The organism is Acidithiobacillus ferrivorans, assembly GCF_016250455.1.
In the GTDB taxonomy this organism is placed as follows: domain Bacteria; phylum Pseudomonadota; class Gammaproteobacteria; order Acidithiobacillales; family Acidithiobacillaceae; genus Acidithiobacillus; species Acidithiobacillus ferrivorans.
This window is the reverse complement of the sequence record NZ_CP059488.1, coordinates 1,322,374-1,349,332: the sequence shown is the minus strand read 5'-3', so window position 1 is coordinate 1,349,332 and position 26,959 is coordinate 1,322,374. Positions and strand designations below refer to the sequence as shown.

Genomic DNA, 26,959 nt, shown 5'->3' with positions numbered 1-26,959 from the left:
ACAGGCTCAAAACCATGTGGTCATTCCTTCTTCCTGATGCCCGGCGCCGCCGCGACCGCGCCCTGGCCCTCGCTGGCGTCCTGCGCAGTGCCCTGCTGGTGCAGAGCATTGCGCGCAATGGTACTCAGCCTGGAGAACTGCTGCAGACCTGTATTCAGAGCATTCTCGCTCTGGAGTGCCAGGACAGCCTGCGTGCCTTGGGCGATATCGACAGCCTGCGTCAGCCCCTGGCCCTGCTCTGCCCCCTGCTACAACGCGGCCCCAGCAACACCCTAGAGGCCGAACTACTACGTTACAGCATGGCGTTAGCCACCCTTGGCAAACGTCTGCTTACAAATTCGTCCGCTACCCAACGCGTCCAGGAAGGCATCGAACAGGCACAGCGCCAGGTCGTCCACTTTAGCGATCCGGCACAGCGCAGCATCATTGCCGGACTCGCTCAAACTTACACCGAGGCCATCGGTACCCTGCGCCCGCGCATCATTGTCAGCGGTGAAAGCCGCTTTCTGAGCGATCCTGACGATGCCGCACGCATCCGCACCCTCCTGCTCAGCGGCATTCGTGCGGCGGTCTTGTGGCGCCAGGCGGGCGGTCACCTGCCCGGCACCATCCTGGAACGACGCGGACTCTGCCAGGAAGCAGAAGAACTGCTAGCCATCCATCCACAGCACAGCACTTTTTAACCCCCCTCCCGCATCGCCCACAGGTGTCTAGATGCGCGCCACACCCGCAAACCGACCGCATTTTCGAAGCGCTGAGAAGGGCCGAGGATCGGAGCCCGGCTGTCGGGGCAGACTTGCATTCTCACAGCCATTCGTTTCCATGGGAAACTCCCAGCCCCATACCGAAGGGGGAATCATTCCATCACTACCTGCGCTTCATCCAGGTCAAAAAGCCCTGGATCAAACACCCTCCCAGATACTCCCGCAGAGGCTCTACTCAATTGTTGCCGGAGCAGTCATCTCAATGCACAGCCTTGTCGCGTTTGGTGGACATTTCGTGGGTCCCAAACATCATTCCGGAAATGCCGCCTACCCGCAACGCATCAAAGAGTTTTTCCAGTATTTCCGCGCGCGTTTCACCCAGGGATCGCCATGATATCCGCAATGCGCCAAAATGCTGTTGTGCGTCGTACAACTCCAGAGTCATATCTTCCATTATGCCGTCTGTGAGTTTTGCCAGGATGTGCTGTGGTTTCTGCGAAAAATTTACCGCATTCTGGATAAATTCCACCAGCACCAGTTCTTGATACTCCTGAGCCCCCTCACGGACGGCAAAGACAAAGCGGCCCGGAATGCCTAACGCATTGCATCTGGTCTCCAGCCACAACGCTTCCTGATCGACATGCTCGGACCATTTCCCGTACCGCTCCAGATACTCTCCTACATCCAGTTGCCAGGCCAGGCAAGGCCCTGGAAGTTGTGCAGGATAGGTGATCGTACCTATAAAGCAGATATAGGACGGTACGCTTTGCGGCGTCGGCGGGTTGCTCAGCATCTCCGCTACCAGGCGGTGGTCCATGCCCATCTGACGGTGCAAGCGAAAAATGTCCACCGGATCCATATTCAGTAAACATCCGCCATCGACGGGAAGCGGATAAAAAGTGACGGTCGCACGCTCGCAAACAAGGCCGTAGCGGACTAGCGCTGCGGCGACCAGATCGGCAGAAAATCCGGCAATTTGGTCCGGCTCCAGAATGGGAATAGCAAAGAGAGTGGTCACTTCACCGGTCTCCGTCAGGAACATCTCCGCGCGCTCTTTGGCGAACTCCCAGAAATCCGCCGCTGCCTCCATATCCTGTTCGACCAGTTCATCGGATACTGCCTGGAGGGTTTCGTCATCCTCATCTACCAGAAGCGCATCTATCGCATCGCCCAGTGCCGATAGCAGGGCGTGATCGCCGTCAATAAAGCAGCGGGCGGCTAAACGCGTCAGTGCACTGGCTGTCGGTGAGATGGTATTGCTGGTATTAGTACGTGACACTGTTTTCTCCTATTACTGGCATACCGAGATGCACGGCTGTGCAAATACGCAGCCATTCCCCTCCTTACACTTCGGCGAATGGCTTTTCTGCCGGGATGACAGGCTCCACTCTGGTTGTATTTTTAGTACCGCAACGTAGAGTATGCGCAAATTTCTTTACAAGCGTAGTGTTACGATAAGCGATACCCACCAAGTGAGCAGTGTCTCCTGCACTTTACTTTTCTTGTAGAGACGCAAAGCTGGATCCCTTTTCAAGGCGTGGGGGCCATTAGCTGCACTCCCGACCCCGGAAGTCCGTAAGACCCCTGACTTTCATACTGCTCATTTATTGACTTTTGGAGGATACATCAGTCTTCACTATCAACAAAAAGCAGCGTTTCTGGGTCATGTAAAACATCTTCTATCCATCGCCAAAAGTGCCAACTTACGAGACACATTGTCGGCAATGATAGCGCCATCATTGCTATCCCGGCAGAGCGTTGATCTGATAGCGGGGTCATCCCCCAAAGTATATGTGATGACCCCATAGGATTGGTGCTTGTGGAACTCCAAAACCACATTCCGCCCATCCCCATCATAATCACCTCGGTTACAAATACATAGCCCGCTTTTTGCAAGTGATTTCGAAGATTTGGCAAGGACGGAAGCACCTTAAGAGACTGCATCCACAGAATAATCCCTAGAGCAAGATACGCCCCTGGTAACAACGTGAATATAACACTGTATTTTAACCCAAGATACATCTGGCTGGACATACTCCACAAAACCAATAGTGACAGTAAAGCGAGGCTACTCACCGCCGGATTGTGCGCGAACCTAAGCAATCCATATAAATAGCGCTTGTTATTAATGGTCACATTGTCGGGTATACCAAGCACCAAAAGTGGCGCTGCCAGCTCGAATTCGCCCATTAACTTTATGGTGTAAATTGTCATCGACCGGTGAACCAAAAAATTCATTGGCGAATTCCATAGAATGATTGTCAGAAAGAGCCCTGCGATGAATGACCACATTTTCCACTGAGGCCATGCGATACGCGGTCGTCCATTAGCAAAATGACTATCATACTGATAAAGATATTGCCCCATAACTGCCATTGCAGCCAATAATATAATAGGATTTATATACAAGAACCATGTGGTAGAAAAATCATACTTTTCGCCCGCCATATAAAATCCAACAGCATACATTGACAACACCGCCAATATTGCCGTCATAGCGATTGCTTGATGTGCCATCAGGCCTTTAATCCATGCAAGCATATTCACAGACGATCTCTTCATGTTGACACCTCCACATATAATTATGCATCCACCATTCGTATGTCTCGGTTAATGCTGCGCACGGTAGGACAATTTGGTAACGACACTGCCGCATTCTCAGGCGATATTTTCTGGCAATTAAAATAGCCAACGCGTGGAATGAAGTGCTAGACCTGTGCGCTCAAGTTATACTACGGCTTCCATGTCTTGAGAAAACCTGCACATCACCACACGCTAATATGCAACGCACAATTCACCCCTTGGTACTTATAATACTATATTTGCAAATGTCAATCTCTCCCTCCTTGCGGACCGCGCTCATATGCCCAGGGCTGCCCTCACTCACCTGCCGCCCCCCCCCCTACGCCAAAATGGGGGAACTTCGCGGTGCCGAGGCGGGAATTGGACTGTGACCACCCCTGCCGCCACCAGTACCGTCCATAATGCAGCGACAAAAAAACAGCGCGAATCCATACGGTGAGCATAAGCGCTGATGAACTTCTTGCACAAAACGAATTACGATACCCACTTCGATCAACCCTCGCAAGCGGGGGCGATGAAACTGCAAATAATCTGCAACTGCACCCATTCATTACACCATGGATTTTTTGAGCCCCCCCAGATTATCTACCGTCGACACTAAACCGACATGCACGCCCAGAATTGGCAGGATATAAACCAGATATTTTCATCCATTTTTCTCCATCAGTCATCTGCACCTTGGCGATGGACTCTCTTATATTCACAACCATACCACATTGGGACTGATCGCCAATTTTTATATGTTCACGGAATCTCACTGTTTCAGCAGACAGATTCTCATCTAAATTCGATGCTTCGTTTTTTGGCGTATTGGCTATTTGGTATTGCTGATCCGGTATTTTACTGGAATGCTTTACCTCTCTCGATAATTGTTTTGGTGGTATGAGAGAAATTTTTTGGATATCCTGCTGAGATGCGATTCCTTCGTAAGAGCTTGCCTGTCCTCTACCACCAGATAGTGCACACCCGGAGAGCATTTGTACAACAACAAATGCTATAGTTACTTTAGCTATTTTTACCATTTTATTTTCCTTAGCCTGTGGTGATTATATGGTTACCTATAATACTTTTAACAACCTGTCATCATGACCAACAAATTCAGCGTAGTGAAAAGCGCCTGGTTCAAAAGAGTGGGCGCGTGCATCAGCAGCACCGAAAGCGAGCCCCCACGCCAGTGCTACAGGTCATCCATCTTGGTCATACTTGTAACACATCTCTTACTTTACCTTATTGCTTCAGCATCAAGCTTTATACCAAGACCAGTAAAAATTTCCAGAATATCGTTTCAAGACAACATCCTTACCTTGGTTGAGAATAATAGCTTCCATCTGCTTTGCCCCGCAAAGGACAAATACAGTTCCGGGCCGGCATGAAACATCCTCTACCTGGGCTTGACAAGCCATACCAACGACACTTTCCAGCAGTCTGCTGTAACTACAACAGTCTGGCCCCCGCTTTGCGTCTCGCTGGAACAGCGTGATGGACGCCCAGCACTGCGACGCCCACCTATCGACACGCAATCTAGTCACATTGCGTATGTATAAGTGAGATCTTGTTATATTTCAAGTGAACTGCTCAGCTAGAGTCCTGCGCTCAATTTTTGAGGCTGTGCAACATAGGGTAACCTGGTGGATCCCAGGAAAAGGCATTGCCAAGGCTATTGGCATCCGCTGCGAATGCCGCCAGACAGATTGCAGCAAGTATCGCCACCAAAGACCAAGCCAGCCCGATCGAAAGATGCCGTTACACTGGCCAACGGGGCCAGGTCCGCCGAAGCCGTGGGCAGTGAAAGGAAAATGTCGTTTGTTAGAGAAGAGCCCCGGCCAAAGAGGTGGCTTCGGCGTATCGCTTGGCAACCCCAAAGACGAATGACCAATGCGCTTCCCGGCGGGCCATAGCCGGACGCAGCACCAGAACTGTATAATCTTGCATGCCGCTCCCCAAACTCGGGAGGCCAACCGCTTGCCCGGCGCTATAATCTGAGGCAGTATTCTGAAAGAACCGTATAACGGCTTCGCATGTGGCATAAGGGCTCCGTCAAGATGGACTCATTTTTGGCCAGCTTCACTATGCACATTTTTAGGGGCGTTAGCTTTTTACCAAATACTTGGCGCCGACCAGCTAGGATACGTCGACCTCATGACGTTAGCATGAAAGCTACCATTGAACAAAGGACCATAATTATGCCGTTAGCATCGTTGAAATATTCCACATGTATTCGTATTTCCATCATGGTCGGCGTCGTCTTATTTTCTTCCGCCTGTGTCAAGAAAGAGACGCATACTGCGGTACGGGCTACGTCCTCAAGCTTCAGATGCATAGGTGCAACTTCTTTTTGCGGACACAAGGCCGTGAAAGTATACCCCGTAACCTGATAACAATAGGAAAACAATCCACGCCCACAGGCCATCATCGAGCGCTCACGATTAAGATGAGGATAGCATTTCTTAATCCACGAGAAGTTGTAAGTAGCGTATTGACGAAAAACATACAGGCAGACAAATGGCAAATATTTCAATAGGTTTAATCGTTCGGTTTTTTTTGATGTTTATTGCTGTGGCACTTATCGGTGCGTGCGCAAAAAAAGCGCCGCCCGCATCCACGCCACCAAGCAGCACGACAACAGCGGCCGCCGCACAGAACACTAGCACTCCCAACAAAATGACTGCGAGTAACCTTTGGAACCTGATGGGGAAACGTCTGGCGTTTATTCAGGAAGGTCACCATGGGCCAATAATATACGATTTCACCGATACAAATTGTCCATATTGCCACCTGATATATGTTACTGAAGCACCTCTTATTCGTGAAGGTAAATTAACGGTTCGTTATGTTCCCGTTGCCATAATAAAACCCAGCAGCATGCCGGAGGCTGCTGCTATATTGCAGGCAAACAATCCCATAGCAGCATTACAACATGCCGAGCAGGAAATTGGTAACAGCATGACCACCGGCAAACCTGCCAACCTACCACAGGCGACAGATTCAATCGGAGCCGCGCCTCAGAAAACGATCACGGCAATTAAAAAAATAGAAGTAAACAATAAATTCTTACAAGAGGTAAATATCAATGAACTGCCAGACATCATCTATCTACCCCAAAAAGGGAAGCTGGGTCTGATAACTGGGTTTGTAAGCCAAAAACAACTTTTGGCCCTACTACCGAAATTGCAATAATTGCAACAACTTAGCGTTATATTTTTAGATATCAGACGCAGAACCATATAATTAAACTATACATTCACAGATAAACAACATAGGTATCGGGCGTAGATCGTTCCATAATATACTGGCTGCTTACTATGCTATCTATCTCAGGAATAAGTTTGTTATTATTTAAATTGCACCACTCGATAGACCTCTCACAAATATTAATCTTTACACCGGATGATTTTGCAGTCCTCATAGATTCATATATCGAGTACATCAATTTTACATCCAGACCATTTTCCGCCGCCTGCAATGTTGCAATAATCCCAGATTCTCCAGTCAGTATTATTTCAACATGATAATCATCAGAGGCAGCTCTGGCGCCATCAAAGATATCCGTAATGGCGACCAGATCTTCCATGTTTAACGTAGTAACAAGTATGATCAGCTGCTTCATTTAAGACCCTTTAATACCAAGAATTATATTCTGTTAATTCGTGTGGCATTTAAAAAGCGCATGCCACACCTCCACAACAGAAATACTTCCGCCCTCCGCCTTCGCCTGGCACGAAGTTCAGAGCACCGATGGTATATTAGTTTAATTACAGCTTGCCATAGGAATGCAACCCGGAAAGGAAGAGGTTGACGCCAAGAAAGCAGAAGGTGACCACCCATAGACTCATGAATGACCACCACGCCATCTGCTTGCCACGCCATCCCTTGCTGGTGCGCGCATGAAGATATCCCGCATAATTCAGCCAAACGATCAGCGCCCAGGTCTCCTTGGGATCCCATGACCAAAACCCGCCCCAGGCCTTGGCAGCCCAGACAGCACCAAGGATGGTGGCAATCGTGAACAATAAAAAGCCAAGGGCAATCGCCTTGGACATCATGTTGTCCATAATCTCCCCACTGGGCAGCGCTCGTGCAAGAATTCCGCCACCGCCGCTTCTCCGCGAGCGGTCAGCGAGAATGTAGGCGAGGCCCACCAGACTGGCGATGGTAAAGTTCGCATAAGACACAAACATCATGGGCACATGCAGCTTCATCCAGAAGCTCTGCAATGCTGGAATGATAGGGGCTATGCGATTCATATGCTGGACAAACGTGAGCCAGGCCAGAAACACTGCAGACACCGCCACCAACGGCATAACAAAAGCGCCTAGTGCTTTGGACTTGAAGCGGGATTCATAGTAGAGGTAAAGAGGAGGTCGCCGCACAAAATACAATCATCACCTCCCAAAGATTGGTCACCGGAACATGCCCCCAATCAGGATGCCCGAGGTAGGTTTCGCGCCACCGCACACCAAGGGCAATGAAGCCCATGAGCACTCCGACCCAGGTCAGCCCGTTGCCAGACGCCCCACTTTTTCCGAGAGGGTAAAAAGGTATATCAGGTAGGCCGCAGTCGCCGCCAAAAGAAAGCCGATCATCCACATGGCACCAGCGTAACCCTGGAGCACGTAGCGCAAGATGATGTCGTTGGCGGGCGTTTGCCCGATGCTATATAGCCAGACACCCAGCAATGCGGCACTCAGCACGGTCAGGAAGGCCGCTTGAAAGGCGCGCCAATGGACGCCAACGGCAACGAGCGTGACATACCAGGTGGCCAGGACCACATATTGCCAGAACCAAAACTGACTGTTAAAAACATCCACCAACACACCGACGGTAACCGTGAGTCCGGCGAACCACAACAAGTCGAGCCTGCTAAGGCGGTTAATCCAGCGTCCTTCTGCTTCAATCTTTGTGAGCGCAACCAAGTCATCTGCTCGTGAACTAGCCATCATTATTCTCCTTCTGATCATCCTGATTCTTCAGGACACTTCTGAGACGGGTCACCAATCCATCAAACTCTTTGGTGAACTCATACGGGTTTCGGCTGCTGGTGCCGCCGATGATCACTTCTGTGCCCTCTGTCAATGCGCGCAATACCACCGAAAGGCGGCGCTGCGGCAGATAGAAGAGTATAAATATACCAAGAACCAGCACGGCGCAGCCCCAGTAGATCACGATGGTGGCCGGCCATTTCGTTACCTCCAGCCCAGCCGCCCAGCGGTGATCAAATCCGGTCAGGGTGACAATAAAGGGCACCGGGTACGCCTTCAGTTGCAATATGGCGCTGATGGCCGATTGAAAATAGGCCTCGGCATCTGGCGTCATGGCAGGGGCGTTCCTGGCGATCACTTGTCTGAAGGTGTTCAGAACGTAACTCTTGTTGTTTTCACCACTATTTACAGTCGCCTGTTTTTGCAAGGCCGATAAATATTTCATGAATAGCCCAATGCTTCCATTGGGCCCGGTTGGAATGAAGAGGTATTGGTAGGGGGTGCCAAATGCTGTTCTGACACCCTGTACAAAATAAGATTGTCCGCTTTTCGAGATGGGCTGCATGTAGGTTTTGAATTCGGCGCCGGATCCGGACCCGCTTTGCGCGATGGACGTAAAACTCGGGCCCAGGTTGATGTGTTGCTGGTCCCCTGCCGGCACGGATTCGATGGCTGCGGCAGGCACCACATTATCCAATGAGAAGTTTTTGAGCTTTAGTGTGTATGTGGTGCCAGAAAGATCCACGGCTTGCCCGACGCGGCCTTCTTGATGGATGGCACCCGCACTGGGATTATTAAGCATGTAGCGTTTCATTTTCAGAAGCGAGCCGCCATCGACAAAACTGGCTTGAAATATCTGGACACCCTCATAGCTGAGGGGATGATTAACCCGGACATTCGCCTCTTTCAGCACTTTCCCTTGCTTATTGTAAAGGACAATATTGGAAATGAAGTCCTTGGGCATGCCGGTGGAGTAGTAGGAGACGTGGAATCGCCGCAACATAATTCGAAAGGGGAGTGGCTGGACGAGATAACCGTTCCCCACCAGTTCGTAGGCTACCTGCGTTGACTGCCCTTCGGGAACGGTAACCGTACCGCGGTATGCTGGATTGCCAACCGGCAGCCATGCAGCCTTGGAAACTTTAGATAATGGAATGTGAAAGTTGTTTTCCGGTTGCGTGGAACCTACCAGCATGGCCAGTTTCACGGGGATATCCGCGTTATAAAGGGCTGCCGCACAAAACACGATAATCGCCGCATGCGTCAATATATAGCCAATGCGGCTATAACGGCCCTTGCGGCCAATAATGACCATACTGCCGTCGCCACGGTCGTGCAGTCTCGGTCGATAGCCGCGCCCACGCAGAACGGCTGTCACCATATGCGTTGCAGAATCCATAGGCAGCGACGAAATGATTTCCGTTTTATTGGCCATACCCAGCGGGTCATATGCCGATGTCATGGTCATATCCGGCTCGCGCATTTCCCTGACCATGCGCGGTGTGTTACGGATCAGGCAAGTGCTGGTGGACAAGACGAGAAAGCCCACAATAGCCAGATACCAATTCGTCCGGTAAACGTTGTATAAGCCGAGATCGCGAAAAACATCAAACCAGAACGGGCCAAACTTTAACGCATAGTCCTCGTAGGGTTGTTGCTGGTTGAGAACGGTCCCGATAATGGAGGCAATGGCCAATAACACCAGCAGACTAACCGCCAACCGCATTGAACCAAGAAAATTTACTACTAAGCGGGCTCTCGAATAATTTACGACGCCAACGGAGCTTTGCTTAGTCAAATCAGTTCCCTCTGATAAAATCGTTTAAATAGCGAGCCACCCAATACACATGCAAATCGCTTAAAAATGAAGCAATGCTGCCGCTGTTTATTTAAAACCCATGGCGTGCTATCACGCAGACGCAGTGGATCATCCATCATGGATAACTGGAGAAGCATATTTACGAGATTCAGACCACGCATTATCGCCAAACCCTTGAACACTGACTTTAATAACTAGCTTAATACCATATGCGCCTATGGCAATCAAGTCCTCCATCAATACAGGATGATCATTGATCCGAGCGGGAAGAGGGTTTGGTTAGCTGTAGATGGTGGCTCGGTGCTAGCAGGATGCAACATTTCACGCCTGGTGTTTTGCAATATCAGAGCAGCTTAATTTAACGTTATGCTTATCACTCCCTCGACACCCACATCGTGCTCGTAACCGAAGGAGAGGCGGCGCCGATCAAACGCTCATAATCAAGCCATGTACGTTCACATGGAGCGATTAACTAACCTTCTGAGGGGGAGGCAAAAAGCCGTTACAGAACGGTCTTGCGAATATTATTATCTCTTTTTATTATCGTGCAAGCCTTACTATCTTTGTTTAAGTATATGCTAATATGCAGTTTTGTAAATAAGGGCAAGGAGTCTAGATAGCGACATAATACCGATAATATGCAAATCAATAGTTGCTTCGGCATAAATCACACCGATCTGTTGCGATGGCGGCGCGAGGACGCGGAAGATCTACTTGCGGCGTTTCTTTTTGGATCAGCGCCCGCGATGAGGAAACCCAGATGTCACCATTAGCGCTCATTCCCGCCCTTCAAAAACCATCCTGGCCGGCGAATAAACTGATTTATTTTAGCAAAAAAAATGCGTGCAGCCACGCTAAAACGGGGGACACGAGTCACTCTGGAAAGGAAGTGGCCGAAGATAACCATCCCCAAAGCAGGCACAGCAAAAAACGCAATCACCCCCCATTCCAACAGCGCTGGAAAGATTTGGTTGTTAGTCTGCGCAATTTCTTCCACCGGTGATGGGGGCTGCCATACTTTGTTTTCACTGATAGGGCCGGCATCATTCATCCGGGCAGGCGATGAACCGTGCATACCAGTGAGCGCTGCTGCACGCATCGCATGAACAATAGCGACATTCTCCAAATCGATGTACGTGGTGGTTATCGGCCAGCCCCGCCAGACCTTGACTTCCATGCCACCACCCTCTTTCCAGCGTGCCACGACCGGCCCGTGCTTGATGTCACCGATGATACTGCTGGGCTGTCCATACTTGTACCCAACCATGGTGATAATATTCTGGACCTGCCCGGTGTCGTTAAAGCTGGGGAATTTATACTCGGCGAAAGCAAAGCGGTTATGCTTGTCATACTCCACCAAAAACTTACTTGCGCCTTGCAATTGAGGCATCTGCCCGTTTATCCGGTAGGTATCGAACCATTGCTGGGGGCCGTTCGGAGTGGGGGGAAGGCCCGCTTTCTGTAAAGCTGGCGCCAAGCTGGCGCGTGTTGCATTCTGCAAGGGGACACCAAAGAGGGTGAGCGGTAAAGCCAGCGCACTCCCAGCCCATGCCCATAGCGATACGGTCACAATGAAACGACTCCTGATCAACTGCTTACCCTCCTCTACTCATTGGCATGCCCGCAACGCTTCCCACAAACCGCGCCACCTTATCCACGTCTGCATTAGCGTCCTGCACTGCTTCGCCTTGCGCGTGTACACCATATGAACGATCTTTGAACGGGTTTGGATTCCTGCACAGTATCGTAAGCTGTCATGGGCGACAGCTTAACGCTGTAAGGCATCTTTTTATAGCACGGGCTCATTTTCCACACAAACTGGAGGTCGTCAACCACTCCGCCCTGGGCGGGGATTGCATCCAGGCTCCACCGCAGTTCCGCATCTCTCAAAAAGCGTGTGGCTTTCGCGGAAAGCTGGAAATCCCCTTTACGTTGGAAACTTTCCTACTATACTAAATTCGGTTGGTGGGTTGGTCCCACATTTACCAGCCAGCGAATAGGGACGATGTTATATACCAAATCTAAGGCAACAAGGGGGTATTATGAAATCCACGTCACGCCATCTCGTTATCGCTTTACTCATCGGTACCGTCGGACTGGGAAGCAGCACCGCCGCATGGGCCTATGAGGGTCAGCAGTACGCCAAGCAGGCACGCATCAGCCCGGACAAAGCAGAGACCATCGCCATGAACGCCAGTAGGCCTTGCGGATTTCGCCTGAGCAAGGGATTTTTTCACCCTCTGCAGGCGCTCACCATCGCCAAGCAGACTTGCCCCCCGAACACCGCCAAGGTCACTGGTATGAAGTTGGAAAAAGCTTCCGGCGGTAGCGGTCTGCGCTATGTTGTAGACGTTAGTCGCGAAGATCTGATGTACACTGTTTTTATCGATGCTAAAACAGAGAAACTCCTGGAGATAAAGATCCTGCCGGGCGTATCCAAGCCCTGAAGGGTCAGCAGAGGAAGTCGCTCAATCCACCTCGCGGGCCTGCATAGCGTCGGCACGAACCTGACGGTGACGATCGGCCGACGCGTCTGCCTGCTCTGCGGCGCCCATCACGCACGCAGAGGCGCGCGGGTCAATGCTGCTGTTGCAAACTCCATGCTTCCCAGTCGCCCCAAAAGGGCGGATGGGCTTTGTCTGTAAGGCCCGAGGCCGCGCAACAAGTTGCTTCCGGCTGCTGGGTCACCGCAGAATATTGCATCCATACCCAACGTCTTGACATGCAGGGGAGTGATCTCATATCGGGTTGCTTACATCGTCGGTTACTTTACCTTTTTGAGGCGTGCAGTTTCGTGTTGCGCTAGCGTAGCAGCTCCGTGCTGCTTCCAGAGCGCAGTAGTAGTGGTTTTAGCTGGATCATTCAGGATGTTAGCCAGCTCCATAAGGCCACCCAAGAGTGTATCTTCATCGATTTTCAGGATTCCCGCCATCTCTACCAGGCTACCAAGCATGAATCGTTTGTGGTTGCGGTTCTTGCATTCGACAAATTTCTTTTTCCGATCCTGTTTTTTGCGGATACTGATGAGCGTCTCTTTGGCTCTTCTGGCAGATTCTAGAGCCGCGAGATGTCGTATTTTCGCGTTTTCTGCCTGGGATGTCATATGAGTCCTCCTTGTGCTTTCTAAAAAGTTAACTTTTTACTCCCGTTGATGACATAAATTTGGCGTTTTCAAAGATTCACCAATCCGTCAGACCCTGCCACTGCAGGATCCGCTATGTCAAATCGTAATATCTTGCTTACCGTTGGGCAATGGAAATATCTTCGTCGCCACATAACGAAGTGCTTGCAGAGCCAGGGAGCGGCTAATCAGTTCAGATAAATAGGTGCCACAATCCAGAAGGCATCGCCATGGTCGCGCTGAACTGGCAAGCAGTTCAGCCTGCCGAGAAGTCCGCCAAAGCCGGGAAATCTCGCAGTACTGTAGACTTCCTGTGCAGCTCCCTTGACCCTGGGTGGGACAGCCTGACCGAAGGATGACAACGGCCAGAACAACAAGCGCCTCCTTGAGTTTGCGTTTGGCTTCGTCGACGCCTGAACTATGCCTGCAACACCTCAGAAGCGTTCTCGTATCGCACACTAGAGACTTGCCCTTCCTTGCCCCCATCCCGCGCTCCTTGCCTTCCTGCCTTGTTATGGCGCACGCCTCCTGATGTAAGGTGCCCAGATAACCTGGCAAAGGAGCCACGCGAACGGGTTGTCTTGCATTTCACAGCGGTGGAGCGCTATGCTGCGCGACATAATGCGCTTCATCACCGTCAGTTAGAATTATCGGTTTTTAACCCGGCCCATCAGGACATTTTTGGTGTCATTTATGCATAATAGGACATCTTTATGAAGTTTGTTGCCCTGTTACCCAGGGTGCCTTGTTGAACACGTATCCTGCTAAACAGCCAATGTCGCCGCACGCCTTTAATATGCGGCGTGTTCTCCTGTTGCGCGGGCTGGCCATCATCGGCCAATGCATAACCATAGTCATAATTGCAATCATTCTTAAATGGCATATGCCCATATGGCATATGGCTACAGTTATCCTCATAGAATTTGCAATAATAATTGCAAGCATTATACGACTTACTTTGCAATGGCCCATAACCAATAAAGAATTCTTTGCACAGCTATTGGCAGATGTTGCCATCTTAGTGGCACTTCTATATTTCTCAGGTGGCCCCACGAACCCATTTGTCGCCTTATTACTGTTGCCCTTAGTTATTGCAGTAACCACCCTTCCAGAGATATATTGTTGGTCCATGGCCGCGATCACAGTAACTTGTTATTCAGGATTGATGGCTTTTTATATACCGTTACCATTACATGCTCTTGCGACCTATGAAATGAAACTGCATATATGGGGGATGTGGTTTGAGTTTGTCATGATTGCTGGCATTATCAGTTATTTCGTCAAAAGGATGGGCGACAGCCAGCACGAACGGGACCAAGCGATTGCGCGTGCTCGTGAAGAAAAAATAACGATGGATCGCGTTGTTGACTTAGGTGCGCTGGCCGCTGGCGTTGCCCATGAGTTAGGAACACCGCTTGCCACTATGACGGTGATAACTAAGGACCTGCAGCAAGACTATAAAGAAACTCATGATCTATCTGAAGGCTTGGGCATATTGTATGATCAGCTACAGCGGTGTAAACATATCCTAAGCACCATGTCAGCATCTGCTGGTCAATTGCAAGCATCCAGTGGCTGCCAGGTACATATTGAAGAATACCTGAATGAGGTTGTTACCAAATGGGGGGCTGCCCGCCCTGGTGTCAATGTTACACTACACTCCGATGGGTCTGGATCTGCTGCTAAAATCGTTGCGGAGCATACATTAACTCAAGCGCTGACCAATATTTTCAATAATGCTGCCGATGAATCACCAGATTGTGTCGAGATAGATATACACTGTAACGATCACAATATTGTTATTGACGTTTGCGACCTTGGACATGGAGTAACCCCAGATGTAGTCAAGGATGCCGGGCAACCCGTTTTCTCTAAAAAGGAGGGTGGCCTTGGGTTGGGACTCTTCCTCGCCACCACTATTATAACTCGTTTGGGAGGAAGTGTATCATTGTTCAATCGGCAGGGTGGCGGTTCCTGCACTCGCGTCATACTTCCATTAACCTCATTGCTCATAAGTATGAACAACTAATGTCCGACGGAAACGCAGAAAACCGCGCAGATATAGATACCACTTCGATCTCTAACATTATGGTGGTAGACGACGACGAAACATTTTGTCGGGTATTATCAACCGCCTTTTCCAGGCGTGGTTTTAAGGTATGCACGGTGCATGATACCGCAGACACAATTGCTGTTGCAGAAAAATACCTGCCGGACGCTGTAGTTCTGGACCTTCGAATGCCCGGGATTTCTGGATTAGAGTTGATAACGCCGCTAAGGAATATTATCCCGGACATCAGGATCCTTGTTCTAACCGGCTATGCCAGCATCGCAACGGCGATTGAGGCCATAAAACTCGGGGCGGTCTATTATCTGACGAAGCCCGCAGATGCAGATGAGATTATAGCCAGACTAAACGAACATAATGGCAATCCTGCCGCACCGGTTGAAAACGATTTCTTGTCGGCACGCAGGTTAGAATGGGAACATATCAGCAAAGTACTGATGACGTGCAATGGTAATATATCGGCCGCAGCCCGCAGCTTGGGGATACATCGGCGATCTTTACAACGCAAGCTGAATAAACGCCCCGTACGGCACTGAGTGCGCGGGACATTGCCCGCCCCTCTTTCATCAAGGGCAAAGGCGTAAACGCTGGACATCATAATGTTCTACGGGATATTTTATCCGTCTGATCAACAGGTAACGCTATATATGCTTTTTCTCTTATCCAAATACTGGCAATCCATTTTTCTCCATCGATAACTGGCAATCCCGCGTGCAACGACTCTCTCAACTGGAGATTCTGCGCATCGGTATTCCTAAATAAAATACCAGTTCCTGCGTTGGGTACTATATTGGCCATAATATGTGGAAATTGAGTCCACCCACCCTGTTCTACATCATTCAGGTATAGCAGAACCGTTAACGCCCGATTCCCGCCATTCTCCAATTGGGGGGACCCCTCTAAAAAAGAATCATAATGTATATCATACTTCCCGCCACGGGTATAATGTAGAACTTGTAGCGGCTCTTGATTTTCCTCTGCAACTCCAATAAATAATGAAATACGGCGCCGCACCGCTTTAATTATTGGATACTTATCAACCGATGGGGATGCCACTGTACTGCGCCGCCCTGATGTTTCAGACGAAACATCAGAAACGCCATAGATCACTTCTGAAGGTTTCGCATGGGTTCCACCAGCGGCAATCAACTCTGTGCATTCTTCGGGATTTAAAAGTCCGCTGAAGTGCACCAATCCAATAGTATCATTCACGGAAAGTATCTTTACTGCCATACCATTCCCCTGCTTAAAAATATGTAATAATTTTTACCGAGCCACCAACCTAAACCCATTCACCATCTCACAACTAACTTTATATTTACATTTTTGCAACACCAACAACAACGCGGGATAACAAGCAATGCAGTCCGCACTGGCTTGAATCAATTCGCGAATGCTGGCGACCACCGCGCAGCATTGCCGCTAGTTGCATGCAACCCACAAGAGAAGCAACACACACAACCAGCGATCATTGCCAGCACACATGTGTCAGCAATGCCCTTCATATCCCCATTTAGACATGGATGCTATTTTCATTGCATCTGAGCCATCTGCATGTGGATCATCGCGTCATACTTGCCATCTGTATTTATAACGCCTTTAGGGACGCTAACCTTATAGTACTCATTACCTATTGTGCTTCTTATTTTGTCATATCCTGACTTTATGCTGGGCCACTCTTTGGCCAGCCCCAACCGTGTTGGGGACCAGGTAAATAATATGTACCCATCTATTATCGCCCCAGCCGCCTTAGCAATAGATAAAGACTTCTTTGCGTCCTCTGGGTCTATTGGAATCTTACATCGCGACAGATTTTTTTTGGCATACAGCGCATATAGCCAGCTAGCTTCATTAAATGATGCTCCAGGCTTCTTGTTTTGATAAAAACTCACATCACTGGCAACATGACCAGAGGCAATGATCGCATCATGATAAACTGCCAGAGTCGGAGGCAAAATACAGTCATAAAACGATTCCATCTGGGTGGCGGCCGCACCCTGCGCCATTCCTGGCGCGGCCAGCGCCAACGCAACCATTACCAATCGAAACATCTTCGTCATAACAACTCCTGTTCTTATATGACTGCCAAATCATATCAAGAGAAATACACAATTATGAAACCTGCCATGCGCCCATATAGCAATACCATGACAGCATTCTTTATTACCGCCGCCAGTTACATCACAGCACTGGTAGGCACCTTGAAGGACTCGAAATCAGACCGAGTGCATACATTAAAGATCTCCTAACAATGCACGGCCACCATCACCTTATCAGGCCAAAATATAAGCGCGAAATTTCGCGCCGAGGCTTTGCTCAATAGCATGTGCCTGCTCATCTTATAATTTTTGAGAATAATCTGGCTTCAGTAACAACGCCACCCGTTTACCATTCCAGCTTTGCAGGGCGAGGAGTAATCCGACGACGGCGAGGATATAAAAGACGCCTTTCTCGCCCGCCATTCCCAAACCCCAGCCACCGACCACGCCACCTACGAAGATCCCCAGAAACTGCATCAGCGAGTAGACCCCACTGGCCGCCCCTCGCTGTTCCGGTTTGGTGCTGCGGCTCATCATGGAGGGCAAAATGGCGGAGGCAATGTTGTAGCCCACAAAGAAGATGACCGCACCAATAGCCACCGGCCAGAACCGCCCGGCCAGTAATCCCATGATCAGGGCGCCGGCCGCAATGGCGAGACCACTGAAGACCAGCATCTGTCCGTGCTGTTTGTGCCTTTCGGCATAAATGACCGGGTAGAGCATGCCCGCCACCGAGAGCAGCATCACCGGTAGATAGACTTCCCAGACGGCTGCATCGGGAATGTGCATGGCATTGACCAGTTCCGGGGAGAGCACCACAAAACTGGCTCCGAGTACCATCTGCAGAATGAAAATGCCGATACTGGCGGTGAGTACCGGTGGATGTTTGAACATCCTGAGCGCATCCCGCCAGCTGCCCATGCGCTGCTGATGGTTGTGCGGGATGGGGGGGATGACTTTCCACAGGGGAAAGAGCGCGAGGACACCGAGTGCGGCGGCGACCAGAAAAACCCCCGTCAGACCCCATACACCATAAAATACCGGGCCTAAGGCCATGCCCAGCACATAAGCTATGGCGATACTACCACCGATGGCGGCCATGGCTTTAGTGCGATGCTGCTCGCCGGTCAGATCACCGGCGGTGGCCAGCAAGACCGAGGATACGGCGCCGGCACCTTGCAGTAGACGGGCGAGGATGATCCCCCAGATATTGTGGGTAACCGCCCCCAAGAGGGAGCCCAGCACAAAAATCAGGATCCCGAAGACCAGCACGCGTTTGCGCCCGAAACGGTCGGAGGCAACCCCGAAGGGAAACTGGAGGGCGGCCTGGGCCAGTCCGTAGATGCCGATGGCCAGGCCCAGCAGGAGGGGTGTGCTGTAGCGGAGTTGGTCATTATCCAGTGCCAGTACGGGCATCAGCATAAAAAGACCGAGCATGCGCGCCACATAGATGAAACTCAGACCGCTTACGGCCCGCTTCTCGAGCGGGCTCATGGGCGGGCCTTTTGGGGCGCGGGATTTGCCGCGATGGGGGGTCTCAGAAGAAGCCATAACCCATCACCAGTTTACCCAAAATCAGGGCCGTAAAGAGCAGGAAGAGGTAGGAGATGGAGTAGGCGAACATCCGCCGGGCGTAGCGGTCCATCTCTTGGCCTTCCGGCAGGGCTTTGAGGTGCAGGGCCATCCACACAAACCAGGCTCCGGAGAGCGCGGCGATAGCGCCATACACCCAGTCACCGGTCAGAAAGGCGGGAACCAGACTGACGATCCAGGTGAGGATGGCGTAGTTCAGAATTTCCTTGCGGGTGCGATCCACGCCGTGGGTCACCGGGAGCATGGGGATGCAGGCTTTGGCGTAGTCTTGCCGACAGCAAATGGCCAGTGGCCAGAAGTGCGCGGGGGTCCAGACGAAGACCAGCAGGACGAGGACCAGGGGCAGTGCGGCGAGACTGCCGGTGATGGCGCTCCAGCCGATCAGCGGCGGCAAGGCACCGGCGAGACCGCCCCAGACGATGTTCCAGGGGGTGCTGGGCTTGAGGTAGAGGGTATAGACGACGCCGTAGCCGACGGTACCCACCAGCGTCAGCACCAGGGTCAGCGGGTTGGTGCCCCAGGCGAGGATGGCGATGGCGGCACCCATCAGGATGGCGGCATACAGGATGGCGCCAGGGCGGCTGATGCGCCCTTCGGCCAGCGGCCGGTGCAGGGTGCGGCGCATGTGCTGGTCGAGGGCGGGTTCGACTATCTGGTTGAGGACGCCTCCTGCCCCGCCGGCCAGCGCGATGCCGACCAGACCAGCGACCGCTGATTCCCAGTGGATAAGGGCGTTGGGGGCGAGAATCTCGCCCACTGCGGCGGTGAAGACCAGGAGAGAAACCACCCGGGCTTTGGCCAGGACCCAGAGATCGCTGAGGAGAGACGGCCGCAACCGCTGCCCGGAAAGATCGTCGAGGCTGTTGGTGTTTAATCCTTCTTTTAACATGATGCTAACGACCTCATTTAGCGCCATTGCAGGACAATGGCGAGACACATGAGCAGGACCATGGACTGGTGAAAGGCCACCATGACGCCAGGGTCCTTGGGCTTGAGATTGACGGCATGGAAGAGCAAAAACCCGACTGCAACCTGGACCACCGCGAGATAAAAGGCGATGGGATAGGCGGGCATCATCCAGCCGAGCGTGGCGACCAGCAACAGGGCGGCACTGATGTGGGCGGCAATCGTCCACTGCGCGGCCTTCTGCGGTTTGACGAAGGGGCCAATGGCGGTGCCGAAACCGCGCTGGCCGGTGGTCATGCCACCCAATAAGACGGCGAGCAGTAAAGCGTGTAAGGCGCCAGTGGCACCGAGGTAGGCCCAGAAGTTGAGGCCCGGATAGACGAGGCCGGTCAGGTAGATGAGGAATACGCCGTAAGCCAGTAAACCGTGGGTACCGTGCACAATGGCCGGAGCTCGGCCGGCGAGGACGTATAAGGTGCCCATGCCAAACAGGGCGGTCACCACAATCAGGGACAGGCCGCTGATGGTGCTGACGTTGGGGGACAGAATCACCAGGGCCAAAGCGACCAGACCCACCAAGGTAGCTACCATCCGGTGCGCGGCTTCGGGGTCACCACGCACCATCAACACCACGATGTTGCGCGTGTAGGGCCAGCGGGTGCCGAGGGACAGGCCGTAGCCGAAGCCTTCAACAATGCTGCCCAAGAGAATCAGCACAATGGCAAAACCCACCTCACTGGCCGCAAGGCCGTTGACCACATCCCTCAGCAGACCCTGATGGCCGGCAATGCCCTGCCACAAACCGGCCGCAACCGCCGCCAGCAACATCCCGGTGATTAACCAGCCAATTAACCGCACTGCTGGCGTCATCTCCCCTTCTATCGCGTGGGGAAGCGCGTTTAGGCCTGGATACGCACCCTCCTCCGTTACCCCATGATCAATATTGCTCCCCATAATTTACCCCACCTCAAGTGAAAGAATCACCGGCTCCAAATTCTTCGGACGATCTGCACACAGCACTTAACTAAAATTAATTTAAAGTACACCGAGACTAAAAGTTCTTTCCGGCTTGCCGATCGTAGTATAAACAATCACCAAAACTTCTTGATATCATTAAAAAACACGGCATCAGACGCTTATTTTATAATAAATACATCATGGCCAGAGCATGAATAAGCATCCAGCCCCAGCCACAATAATCTACACTACCTAACTACATTGTTACTTTGGCAACAAATGTTAATGACTTACTTAACAATAATTTTACCAAACATGCCCGTCGCCGCATGACCAGGGATCTGACACACGTAGTAATAAGTACCGGCTGTCGGATGCCAGGTGAAGTTCGTATATCCGAACTTCCCATCCTTGGGAACTGGACTAAATCCAGTGCCAGCGACAATGGGGTCAATGACCGGCATAACTGCATAAGGCGGTGCCTTCTGAGTAATGTCAAAACTATGACCAAACCCCTTGTTGGTGTTGATGAAGGTCACGTCCACCGCGGCCCCTGCGGGAATATCCAGGGTGGGATTCTTTTTGTCATGGACTTCAAAGCTCGGAAATGGAAAACCTGGAAGCACGGCTGCAGCGACCACGTGCACCGTCTTGCCGCTGTAGGTGACCGTGTCGCCACTGACTTTCCCGCTATCTTTCTGCAACATGGCCTTTACCTGGGGAAGCGTAGCTTCTTTCCAGGAGCTATCCAAAGTGCCAGCCATCGCGGTGCCCATACCCACAGTGGCCGCCAAAACAGCTGCGGCACCAACAGATACATACCAGTTCTTTTGCATTCTTGTCTGCGTATTCATAACTTATGATCTCTCCTTATGATTACATTAATCGAACCGAACAGCATGGCAGCGCAAAACGTTAATCTGCCCACCATGTTATACGCTACCGTACTAGCTTCATCGCCCAACCAAGGCAACACATTAAATTAAAACATCACTCTAAGAGTAACATAATAGCCACCCAGAGCGATAATAGCCCACAATAATGCGATGATCAATACAATGTTTCCATTCCATGACTCATCATCGCGATCATTGTTGGCAGTCAAATAGCCTTCTTTGCCCATAATTTATCTCCTGCGCAACATGCGTAACAACAGCGCCACAAAGAAACATAAATGGCCCCAGAGACAACAGATACCCAGGTGCCGCCGATTGTTGATGAGGTGAATATTGTGTCGTGATCACGGGACACAATAGCAGCCTTTTTCCGGCACAACAACGGCGGCACCTGAGCGATCCACTTGCGACAATTTAAAGCATCATATATCGCCAGACGAACTCTTTTCCGTCTTCTTTAAAACACGGAGCCGATCTTCATTGGCCACTTCTTTTAAGATCCACCAGAAGTATGTGCTTAAAAACACCACCGGAAATACGATGTATCCCGTCAACCAAAAAAACGTTGGAACATCGGCCCCGGCGGGTATAACAAACGACAAATGTGACATATCCATTATCTTACCCTCAGTCTAATTTGATAATCTATAACCAAGTTACGCGATATAGAAGACGACAAAAAAGGCTACCCAGAGGATTACCACCCCCCTCCAATAGGTTAGAACATTATACGATACCCAACGCTCTTTTTTGGCACGATCAGGCGTGCGGGATATTTTCATAATGCTTGCCAGTAGTGCCAGGATGCCCGCCACAAAGTGAACCAGGAACCACAGGCTGGTAATGTCGTAAATCCCGCCGTAGCCACTACCGATGCTTAACGTGGTCCAGTTGTAGACTATGCCGCCGATCATCACCAACGAAATTACCAGCAGGGTGGCCAAATTGCCAACAATACCACCATCATCGCCCCGATCCAACTTTTTGCGCGCAACCACCACCGGCACCAGGCTCGCGAGCATCAGGACAGTGAGACCAACACCCGCCCCCATGCTCAGCGTGCTGGGCACCGCGGTGCCCCCCCAAAGGAAGCGAGCGAGGTCCCACATCGCAAAAATGATTCCAGCAAAAAGCATCAAGAAAAAGAAAGCTCCCCTCTTCGCGCGCTCCGAAGCTGGATCCATCAAGCTAGCATAACTATTATCGGCCATAATTTATTTCCTCCTCATTTACTTGCTGGGCGTGGACACCCAAACAAAGGGTTCTTTCGCTCCCGGCGCATAGTTGTCATTTGGACCAACAACTTCCGGCTCAATTGCCGCAGGGTATGGCACATACGGCGTAGGCGACTTCATTTGCCATTCCAAGCCTTTACTACCCCACGGGTTTGCATCGGCCTTTGGCCCATAGCGCCAACTATAAGCCAGGTTGGCCAACGGAATGAGAAAACCGGCGCCCAGAAGGAAGGCCGAAATAGATATAAACATGTTGATTTGATGCAGGTAAGGCAGATATATGGCAATGCGTCTATTCATCCCATCGATACCTGCTATGAACATGGGGAAGAACGTGCAGTTGAAAAACACGAAGAACCACCAGGCGTGAAATTTCCCCCAAAACTCATTGATCTTCCGACCAGTAACTTTGGGAAACCACCAATACAATGCACCAATCCACGTAAAGATAACGGCTCCAAGTATGGTATAATGGAAATGTGCAATTACCCAGTAGGTGTTATGCAACTGAAGGTCCGCTGGAACATCGGCATTAAATATGCCGGTCAGGCCACCAATCAAGAAGTTCATCATGGCCATAAGCACCAACAGTACAGCAGCATTAATTCTTAAGCGGCCACCCCATAGCGTCCCAATGGCTGACAAATAAATAAACCCCGTAGGAATAGATACGGTTTCTGTTATTGTCATGAATATGGGCATGCGCGCATCACTCACCGCAGTGAAATAGTGATGAACGCCCAGCATTGCACCCAGCATGGAAACGCCAACAAGTCCGGCAATGGCCCAACCCCGGGCAAATAACGGACGCTTGGCCGCGGCAGGAAGAATCTCCAACCATATGGCAAAAGCAGGCAGCGCAAAAACATAAACTTCCGGATGGAACAAAAACCAGAACTGATCCATGTAGGCTAAAGGGTGCCCGGTCGGCCCGGTGTAAAAATGACTGCCGGCTATCATATCGGACAAGTCCATCAGTGCGCCCGTATAGGTGGCTGGCGACTCAACGATAAGAATCGTGGCGGCGGCAAACAAGCCCCACACAAAAATCGGAACGCGGCCCAGGGTCATCCCTTTGGCGCGCATGTACACCATGGTTCCGGCGATATTGATGGCGCCAAGTAGCGATGCCATAAGGAGTGTCGCCGCGCCCAGCACATAGAACACAATACCGCTACCACTATTTTGTGCCAATGGTGGATAGCCCCACCACCCGGTCTGGAATCCACCGATCGTGGGACTCATGAATACGGCAAACGCTGCTGGGGGTAAAAGCCACCAGCTCAGTCCAAGAAGCTTCGGAAATACCACATTTCTCGTACCCAGCATCAAAGGAATAAGGTAGTAACCAACACCGCCGACGATGGCCGATGCCGCAACCGCCAACAACATCATCAGACCATGAATACCAAAGGTTTCATTATACTGGATCTCGGACAACCACCAACCCGTGGAATCCGGTGTCAGCAATTGAACACGAATAGCCATGGCGGCCATGCCGGCAAAAAAGAACGCCACTATATTGAAAACAACATAACGTACGGCTGTAGATTTCGAATCCGGGCCGAATCGAAAATAACGTTCTACGCCGGTGAATGATGGGGCTTCTTTCCCACCAAATGCCCGCCGTATCCATCCTTCCCATAATCCGCTACCCATTAACCAGCAAATTAGACCGACTACATAACCCACTGTCGCAGGTAACGGATCGACGATTACGCTGCCCAACAATACCGCCGTAATCCATGCCGCGGCAAAATATCCGGTTAGACCCCAAAGCGCCGCGCGAAACAGTGGAAACAGCATGCTGATCGCGAACGGATCTTTGTTACCCTCCATATCGTCCAGCGGTTGTGCTTGCATTTCATTAGATGCCATTATTTACTCCTCATTCCAATTCAACATATTAGATGGCAAGTCTTCAGCGGGTTTAGAAGCTGTTGTTCGCTACCCAGGTTTTGAAGTTTGCAGCTGTTACCACCTTAACCGGAGCCCGCATCAACGGATGTCCATTGCCACAAATCAAGGAACACTGTACACGCATCATCGGATTCGTAGCGGTTGTTCCCAACACGGTAGGGGTAATAAACAGATGCCGCACTTCATTGGGAATTACATCTTTTTTCTCACCCCAAGCGGGCACCCAGAAATCGTGCATGACGTCTTTGGTCCGCAGGACGAAATCTATGGTGCGGCCCTCGGGAACTACCAGTTCTGAAACGTCCGTTACACCCTGCTTGGGGTAAGAAAACGTCCACTTCCATTGTTGAGCGGTAACGTCGATGACCAATGGGTTTTTCGCATCCAGTTGTATGCCCCAGATTTGCTCTAAACCCACCATGCCTGGATAAATCGTGTTGGCCAGGTTAATGGCTATAGCCAAAGCCAACCATGTCACCACGAAAGGGGCCCAAGTCCGTTTCTGATAGGTCGGCGCCTCGGTATCGGACATGGACGATGCGCGGAAGCGCACCGCACTGTAGACGATGGCACCGCCTACCAGCACATAGATTGCCACTGCCTGCCACATAAGGTAGGTAGTAGCATCCGCCGTGATGTGGGCTTGGATACTACCCAATATCGGCCAGTTATCTACACCCCAGGCTATTAGACTCTCGCCAATCGCCATGCCAATAATCCATACCACCACAAGACCACGGAAAGCTTTCCATAAGTTTTCTTTTGCTGCGTTCATATGCCCTCCCTATATTAGCTTCCCTGAGCAGGTAGAATATCGATATTGCCATGCATCCCATTCATGAAGTGCTGACCTGTTTGCAGGAAACAACCCCATTCCCACCTGCCGGGCTTGTTCGGCACCACAAAGCTGAAAGTGTACTTTTGACCACCGTTGAGACTAACGGAAAACGCTGGTACCGGCCCCGTCTGCCCTCCGCTGGTTATGGGTACACCATCAAAGAAATTTTCTTTCCAACCAACGGCCAAGGCCTGTGATTTTGGAAAACCATTATTCCGGGAAACCAGTATTCTACCTACCGAAAACTGATGCGCAATCGGAGGTGCTGACTGCGATCTATTATCAATCGTCAAGGACACTTTTTCCCCGACATGCCATGTCATATAATCTGGTTTGTAATAATAGTTGAACTCATCAATTTTGTAGTGATGCACCCCATTAATGACTTGCCCAAATGGACTAGGCAGCGCCACTGTTTTTTCCCACTCCAGGGCGCCTATAATTACTGCCGCGCATATTACGGTGGAGATAAGCACCGTAGCCGCACCTTTTCTTGCTGCCATACCTCTATACCTCCTTTAAGAAGCACACACTACTTCGACTATGTACACACGTGGCAGACCAAGGTTTTTGTAAATTTCAGACTGCCACGCAAAAAGCTCATTGAGCCCTTACAACGATGAAAGATAAGCCGCTACATCCTTCATCTGCGCTACAGTTATGTTTTTTGCAATCTGGTTCATCAGACTATTTACCCGTGTACCATTATGGAAGTAGGTCAACTGTTGAACCATATAGCCGTACCGTTGACCAGCCAGGCGAGGGAAGGCCCCTGCGCCCTGGCCATCGGAACCGTGGCATTCCATACAAGCCGGAATTTGTTCATTAGTAATGCCCTGGTTAAATATAACCTTCCCTTCCTTTATACCGGCGTGCTTGACCCCACTGCTTTGCATCGGTGGTTTCTGGGAAGCAAAGTAACTGGCCAATTCCTTTATCTTGGCGGCATCCAGAGATTGCGCCACCGGCCACATGTAAATTTGACCATTCTGATCGGCACGGGTCCGGTCCTTAAACTGCTTGAGCTGTAATTCCAGATATCCCTTATGCTGACCAGCCAGCTTAGGCACAATGGGATAGATCGTGTTATTTCCAGTCATGCCATGGCAAACCATACAATCGCTGGAAATACGGTATGGGACTGGCCCTCCTGTTCCACCAGCAGCGCTCGCCTGTCCGGCTACCGCCAGGAGTGCGCCCGATATAAGCAGCGCTGCTGATTTATTCACCGTTCTTTTTTGTTTAGTCATACCATTGTGCTCTTTGTTTGAGAACCTGGGGTTGTTCACATGTGTCGTCAT

The 26,959-nt window shown here is 50.9% G+C and carries 27 protein-coding genes; 5 read left to right on the top strand and 22 right to left on the bottom strand.

What is annotated here, in order from left to right:
• Positions 1-14: 14 nt before the first annotated feature.
• A complete protein-coding gene (hflD, locus tag H2515_RS06695; protein ID WP_065413913.1) occupies positions 15-683 on the top strand; it encodes a high frequency lysogenization protein HflD in 669 nt (222 codons plus the stop codon).
• A 280-nt stretch (positions 684-963) separates the two neighbouring features.
• Here hflD and H2515_RS06690 read toward each other — a convergent pair whose 3' ends face one another.
• The 4 genes from H2515_RS06690 to H2515_RS16315 form a co-directional block, all read right to left on the bottom strand.
• On the bottom strand, positions 964-1,983 hold the full coding sequence (locus tag H2515_RS06690; RefSeq protein ID WP_035193906.1) for a hypothetical protein: 1,020 nt from the start codon (positions 1,981-1,983) through the stop codon (positions 964-966).
• 347 nt (positions 1,984-2,330) lie between these two features.
• Positions 2,331-3,245 carry a cytochrome c oxidase assembly protein gene (locus tag H2515_RS06685; RefSeq protein ID WP_232821620.1) on the bottom strand — a complete coding sequence of 305 codons (915 nt, stop codon included), beginning with the start codon at positions 3,243-3,245 and terminating at the stop codon, positions 2,331-2,333.
• Positions 3,246-3,868: 623 nt separating this feature from the next.
• Complete coding sequence (locus H2515_RS06680) at positions 3,869-4,309, bottom strand: hypothetical protein (RefSeq protein WP_035193912.1); 441 nt, start codon at positions 4,307-4,309, stop codon at positions 3,869-3,871.
• Between the two features lie 784 nt (positions 4,310-5,093).
• Positions 5,094-5,219, bottom strand: a complete 126-nt coding sequence (locus H2515_RS16315) for a hypothetical protein (RefSeq protein ID WP_255305460.1) — start codon at positions 5,217-5,219, stop codon at positions 5,094-5,096.
• A gap of 570 nt (positions 5,220-5,789) precedes the next feature.
• On the opposite strand from H2515_RS16315, the gene H2515_RS06675 reads away from it, so the two are divergent.
• Positions 5,790-6,464, top strand: a complete 675-nt coding sequence (locus H2515_RS06675; protein WP_198661241.1) for a thioredoxin fold domain-containing protein — start codon at positions 5,790-5,792, stop codon at positions 6,462-6,464.
• Between the two features lie 64 nt (positions 6,465-6,528).
• Here H2515_RS06675 and H2515_RS06670 read toward each other — a convergent pair whose 3' ends face one another.
• The 5 genes from H2515_RS06670 to H2515_RS06655 all read right to left on the bottom strand — a co-directional run bounded on the left by H2515_RS06670 (position 6,529) and on the right by H2515_RS06655 (position 11,655).
• Positions 6,529-6,894, bottom strand: a complete 366-nt coding sequence (locus tag H2515_RS06670) for a hypothetical protein (RefSeq protein WP_198661240.1) — start codon at positions 6,892-6,894, stop codon at positions 6,529-6,531.
• A gap of 145 nt (positions 6,895-7,039) precedes the next feature.
• The gene (gene ccsB, locus H2515_RS16055; RefSeq protein ID WP_232821598.1) at positions 7,040-7,657 is read right to left on the bottom strand and encodes a c-type cytochrome biogenesis protein CcsB; all 618 of its coding nucleotides are present in this window, start codon (positions 7,655-7,657) and stop codon (positions 7,040-7,042) included.
• A 123-nt stretch (positions 7,658-7,780) separates the two neighbouring features.
• Entirely contained in the window at positions 7,781-8,227 is a 447-nt protein-coding gene (locus H2515_RS16050) for a hypothetical protein (protein WP_232821597.1), read from the bottom strand.
• A complete protein-coding gene (locus H2515_RS06660; protein ID WP_232821596.1) occupies positions 8,217-9,992 on the bottom strand; it encodes a cytochrome c biogenesis protein ResB in 1,776 nt (591 codons plus the stop codon). The genes H2515_RS16050 and H2515_RS06660 overlap by 11 nt, the downstream gene beginning before the upstream one ends.
• An 862-nt stretch (positions 9,993-10,854) precedes the next feature.
• Complete coding sequence (locus H2515_RS06655; protein ID WP_176712624.1) at positions 10,855-11,655, bottom strand: hypothetical protein; 801 nt, start codon at positions 11,653-11,655, stop codon at positions 10,855-10,857.
• Positions 11,656-12,127: 472 nt separating this feature from the next.
• Between H2515_RS06655 and H2515_RS06650 the strand changes: the two genes are divergently transcribed.
• Positions 12,128-12,532 (top strand): PepSY domain-containing protein, encoded by a 405-nt coding sequence (locus H2515_RS06650; protein WP_065413905.1) that lies wholly within the window; start codon positions 12,128-12,130, stop codon positions 12,530-12,532.
• Positions 12,533-12,849: 317 nt separating this feature from the next.
• Here H2515_RS06650 and traD read toward each other — a convergent pair whose 3' ends face one another.
• Positions 12,850-13,188, bottom strand: a complete 339-nt coding sequence (gene traD / locus H2515_RS06645; RefSeq protein ID WP_014029234.1) for a conjugal transfer protein TraD — start codon at positions 13,186-13,188, stop codon at positions 12,850-12,852.
• Positions 13,189-13,954: 766 nt separating this feature from the next.
• Between traD and H2515_RS06640 the strand changes: the two genes are divergently transcribed.
• A complete protein-coding gene (locus H2515_RS06640) occupies positions 13,955-15,235 on the top strand; it encodes an ATP-binding protein (protein ID WP_231551198.1) in 1,281 nt (426 codons plus the stop codon).
• Positions 15,235-15,810, top strand: a complete 576-nt coding sequence (locus H2515_RS06635; protein WP_014029236.1) for a response regulator transcription factor — start codon at positions 15,235-15,237, stop codon at positions 15,808-15,810. Before H2515_RS06640 ends, H2515_RS06635 begins: the two co-directional genes overlap by 1 nt.
• A gap of 58 nt (positions 15,811-15,868) precedes the next feature.
• On the opposite strand, the gene H2515_RS06630 is transcribed toward H2515_RS06635, so the two are convergent.
• The 12 genes from H2515_RS06630 to H2515_RS06575 form a co-directional block, all read right to left on the bottom strand.
• Entirely contained in the window at positions 15,869-16,507 is a 639-nt protein-coding gene (locus H2515_RS06630; RefSeq protein ID WP_198661238.1) for a prolyl hydroxylase family protein, read from the bottom strand.
• Positions 16,508-16,806: 299 nt separating this feature from the next.
• Positions 16,807-17,334 carry a hypothetical protein gene (locus H2515_RS06625; protein ID WP_198661237.1) on the bottom strand — a complete coding sequence of 176 codons (528 nt, stop codon included), beginning with the start codon at positions 17,332-17,334 and terminating at the stop codon, positions 16,807-16,809.
• Between the two features lie 279 nt (positions 17,335-17,613).
• On the bottom strand, positions 17,614-18,807 hold the full coding sequence (locus H2515_RS06620) for an MFS transporter (RefSeq protein WP_051984859.1): 1,194 nt from the start codon (positions 18,805-18,807) through the stop codon (positions 17,614-17,616).
• Between the two features lie 43 nt (positions 18,808-18,850).
• A complete protein-coding gene (locus H2515_RS06615) occupies positions 18,851-19,795 on the bottom strand; it encodes a heme o synthase (protein WP_035190483.1) in 945 nt (314 codons plus the stop codon).
• A 17-nt stretch (positions 19,796-19,812) separates the two neighbouring features.
• Positions 19,813-20,766 (bottom strand): cytochrome C oxidase assembly protein, encoded by a 954-nt coding sequence (locus H2515_RS06610; RefSeq protein ID WP_198661236.1) that lies wholly within the window; start codon positions 20,764-20,766, stop codon positions 19,813-19,815.
• A gap of 293 nt (positions 20,767-21,059) precedes the next feature.
• Positions 21,060-21,623: a rusticyanin gene (locus H2515_RS06605; RefSeq protein ID WP_198661235.1), complete on the bottom strand. Its 564-nt coding sequence runs from the start codon at positions 21,621-21,623 to the stop codon at positions 21,060-21,062.
• Between the two features lie 128 nt (positions 21,624-21,751).
• Positions 21,752-21,892 carry a hypothetical protein gene (locus H2515_RS06600; RefSeq protein WP_198661234.1) on the bottom strand — a complete coding sequence of 47 codons (141 nt, stop codon included), beginning with the start codon at positions 21,890-21,892 and terminating at the stop codon, positions 21,752-21,754.
• Between the two features lie 429 nt (positions 21,893-22,321).
• Positions 22,322-22,876, bottom strand: a complete 555-nt coding sequence (locus tag H2515_RS06595) for a cytochrome C oxidase subunit III (RefSeq protein WP_198661233.1) — start codon at positions 22,874-22,876, stop codon at positions 22,322-22,324.
• A gap of 18 nt (positions 22,877-22,894) precedes the next feature.
• On the bottom strand, positions 22,895-24,778 hold the full coding sequence (locus tag H2515_RS06590) for a cytochrome c oxidase subunit I (protein WP_198661232.1): 1,884 nt from the start codon (positions 24,776-24,778) through the stop codon (positions 22,895-22,897).
• Positions 24,779-24,830: 52 nt separating this feature from the next.
• A complete protein-coding gene (locus H2515_RS06585; protein ID WP_198661231.1) occupies positions 24,831-25,595 on the bottom strand; it encodes a cytochrome c oxidase subunit II in 765 nt (254 codons plus the stop codon).
• Between the two features lie 14 nt (positions 25,596-25,609).
• Complete coding sequence (locus tag H2515_RS06580) at positions 25,610-26,161, bottom strand: hypothetical protein (RefSeq protein WP_198661230.1); 552 nt, start codon at positions 26,159-26,161, stop codon at positions 25,610-25,612.
• A gap of 108 nt (positions 26,162-26,269) precedes the next feature.
• A complete protein-coding gene (locus H2515_RS06575) occupies positions 26,270-26,959 on the bottom strand; it encodes a c-type cytochrome (RefSeq protein ID WP_198661229.1) in 690 nt (229 codons plus the stop codon).